Raw genomic sequence first — 2,871 nt, forward strand, 5'->3', positions numbered from 1 at the left:
TCTTTGGTGAATGGTATGGAATCGAATATTATGTAATATTAGAAGATGAAAATTATATTGAGATGACCGTAAAAGAAGACAAGTTTTATTAAATTTGTCAATCAATTTATTGCTTAATAAGGGTATATATTATTGGCATATTTTTCTAAATTTGTTGTGATTTTGGGTAAATCAAACCTTTATTACTGTTTGATGCCTTTTGACTGATGTTTGATATTTAATCATAGAAAATAATAAGAAAATAATGGTTATCCCAGTTTAATATCTGATGAAATTTGAGGATTAACATGGATATAATTGAATATAACAGACAAGCATGGAATCTGGAATCTTCACAGGGAAGCAGATGGTCTACACCGGTTTCTCCGGAAATAATTGAATCTGCCCGGAAGGGTAGCTGGCAGGTAATACTCACACCCAATAAGCCTGTACCGCATTCATGGTTTGGCCGCTTAACAGATAAAGATGTTCTGTGTCTGGCCTCAGGGGGAGGACAGCAAGCACCGATATTAGCGGCTGCGGGTGCAAAAGTAGTCAGCTTTGACCTTTCTGAAGAGCAGCTTAAGAAAGATTGTGATGTTGCAAAACGTGACAGACTTCAGGTTCGCTGTGTTCAGGGTGATATGGCAAATCTTTGCGAATTTGCAGATGAAAGCTTTGACTTGATATTCCATCCGATTTCCAATGTCTTTGTTCCTGATGTAAAAGCAGTTTGGTCAGAGTGTTATCGTATTTTGAAGACCGGTGGAGACTTGCTGGCAGGCTTTATGAATCCCTCCTTTTTCCTATTTGACCATGAAGAAGCAGAAAAGTGCGGGCAACTAATTGTAAAAAGAAAATTACCATTTTCAGAACCTTATGATCTTGATAGTAATCAGAGAGCTAAATGGGGATCCAATAAAAATCCTGCACAGTTCAGTCATTCATTAGAAACTCAGATTGGTGGACAGATAGTAGCCGGATTTGTGATAATCGGGTTTTATGAAGATTCTTGGTCTGATGAGGCAACATTGCTTAACAAGTTTTCGCCAACATCTATTGCAACACGCGCAAGAAAACTTTAAAAAAATAATCAAGAGGAGCAGTTTTCTGTTTGATATAAGAAAAATATGAAAAAATTAATTCTCTTAAACGGAACAATGGGAGCCGGGAAAACGGCTATCTGTCAAGAGCTTCTTAAATTGCTACAGCCAGGGGTCTTTTTGGATGGTGATTGGTGTTGGAATATGAATCCGTTTATTGTCAATGATGAAACAAAGCAGATGGTGCTAAAAAACATCAGCTTTATGCTCAACAGTTTCATTAATTGTTCAGAATATGAATATATAATATTTTGTTGGGTGATGCATCAGGAAGAAATTATCAATGAAATTCTTAAAAATCTGAAATTAGAAAACACCAAAACATTCACCTTTACTTTGATGCTAACAGAAGCAGCCCTAACCAAAAGATTAATAAAGGATATTGATCAGCATAAAAGAACTTTTGATGTATTAGAGAGAAGCATTGAGAGAATTGACTTGTATAAAAATATGAATACCATAAAAATTGATATTAGTGATTTAACTCCTTTACAAGCAGCTAAGCAGATAGCAAAATTAATTAGCCAGAAGAGATATTATAAGGAATAGAAATAATGATAGTATTGAATTGAAGTAAGTGATAAAATGATATAAAAAGGATTTTTGTGTTTTTAATTCTATTTTAATTTTTAGGTAAATTAAAGGAGAAAAAAAATGTTAAGATGGGCTATTCTTCTATTAATCATTGGCCTTGTAGCTGGTGCCTTAGGGTTTACCGGTATTGCCGGTGCTGCAACCGGGATTGCAAAGATTCTGTTTTTTATCTTTATTGCTTTTTTCCTGGGGATTATTGTTTTAGGTTTACTTGGGATTTTAATATTTTAGAAATAAAACATAGGTACCTTACTAATAATCACACTGCAACTACCCTCCTTCAGCTGCTCCTTAATTATCTGTATCTATCTTATTAAATATTGCGGAGGAGGGCATTCTCCTCCATATTTTTCTAAAAACCAAAATATTTTCACTATGGTAGTTTTTTTACAAAAAAATAATCACAAAATAACACAAATAATGATATAGTAACTATAAGGAAATAAATAAAATAGCCAATGTTTAGTTATTAGTTAGCAGTTTTGGTTCAGTTTCGCTAACAATGGGGGTGTTTAGCTTATCAGGTTAGTTTAAATGATTATTAAAAGATGAAATTGAAGTCTTATTAATTGATGAGAAATTATTCTTTAGTTAATAAAAAAAGAGTGGGTTATGTTTAAAAAAATAATTATATTAATTTGCACTTTTACTTTATTATTTTTACTAATGGGTTGTAATGGGATTATACCGGGTGCTAATAGTGATTCTCAGATGAATGCAGTTGTTAAGCTTATTGATGTTCCGATAAATATGTGGTGGCAGGATGTAAGCACCTATACCGGATTATCTACAGGGGTTAATTTAGCAGTTGGAGAAAGCAGAGATTTCTTTGCCCAGATTAACGTAGCGAATGACAAGGTAGTTTGGATGGAACTCACTCATTTTGAATTAAAATAATTAATATTGTCTGCAGGGAGAAGAGTGTAGAAACTCTTTTCTCCTGTAGATTATGGTAACCATTAGAAATACAATGGATATTTTTTATTGTCTAAAATATATATCCAGGGAAAATATTATTAGTTTGATACATTTTTAAGAAAAGAATTGATTTCATCAGCAATTATTTCCGGTTGCTGATTGTGTATATAATGTCCGCTGTCTAAAAATTTATATTTTCCATATTCAGTTTGTGATACATAATCTGACAGTAATCCTCTCCAATCAGCGTCTGTAACTTCTTTACCATCAGAGATAA

General features: G+C 33.0%; 4 protein-coding genes. All 4 read left to right on the forward strand.

Annotation, left to right across the window (positions count from 1 at the left end; genetic code table 11):
• Positions 1-287 precede the first annotated feature (287 nt).
• The 4 genes from PHQ99_08555 to PHQ99_08570 all read left to right on the forward strand — a co-directional run bounded on the left by PHQ99_08555 (position 288) and on the right by PHQ99_08570 (position 2,573).
• A complete protein-coding gene (locus PHQ99_08555; GenBank protein ID MDD4289622.1) occupies positions 288-1,064 on the forward strand; it encodes a class I SAM-dependent methyltransferase in 777 nt (258 codons plus the stop codon).
• Between the two features lie 45 nt (positions 1,065-1,109).
• A complete protein-coding gene (locus tag PHQ99_08560; GenBank protein ID MDD4289623.1) occupies positions 1,110-1,631 on the forward strand; it encodes an AAA family ATPase in 522 nt (173 codons plus the stop codon).
• Positions 1,632-1,736: 105 nt separating this feature from the next.
• Positions 1,737-1,907, forward strand: coding sequence for a DUF1328 domain-containing protein (locus PHQ99_08565; protein ID MDD4289624.1), 171 nt, complete (start codon positions 1,737-1,739; stop codon positions 1,905-1,907).
• Between the two features lie 381 nt (positions 1,908-2,288).
• On the forward strand, positions 2,289-2,573 hold the full coding sequence (locus PHQ99_08570; GenBank protein ID MDD4289625.1) for a hypothetical protein: 285 nt from the start codon (positions 2,289-2,291) through the stop codon (positions 2,571-2,573).
• Positions 2,574-2,871 lie beyond the last annotated feature (298 nt).

Source organism: Atribacterota bacterium (assembly GCA_028703475.1).
Lineage (GTDB): Bacteria > Atribacterota > Phoenicimicrobiia > Phoenicimicrobiales > Stramentimicrobiaceae > JAQVMU01.

Bases quoted from the DNA above. Each gene is read 5' to 3' on its own strand.
- PHQ99_08570 (MDD4289625.1), top strand. From the start codon at position 2,289: ATGTTTAAAAAAATAATTATATTAATTTGCACTTTTACTTTATTATTT.
- PHQ99_08555 (MDD4289622.1), top strand. From the start codon at position 288: ATGGATATAATTGAATATAACAGACAAGCATGGAATCTGGAATCTTCA.
- PHQ99_08560 (MDD4289623.1), top strand. From the start codon at position 1,110: ATGAAAAAATTAATTCTCTTAAACGGAACAATGGGAGCCGGGAAAACG.
- PHQ99_08565 (MDD4289624.1), top strand. From the start codon at position 1,737: ATGTTAAGATGGGCTATTCTTCTATTAATCATTGGCCTTGTAGCTGGT.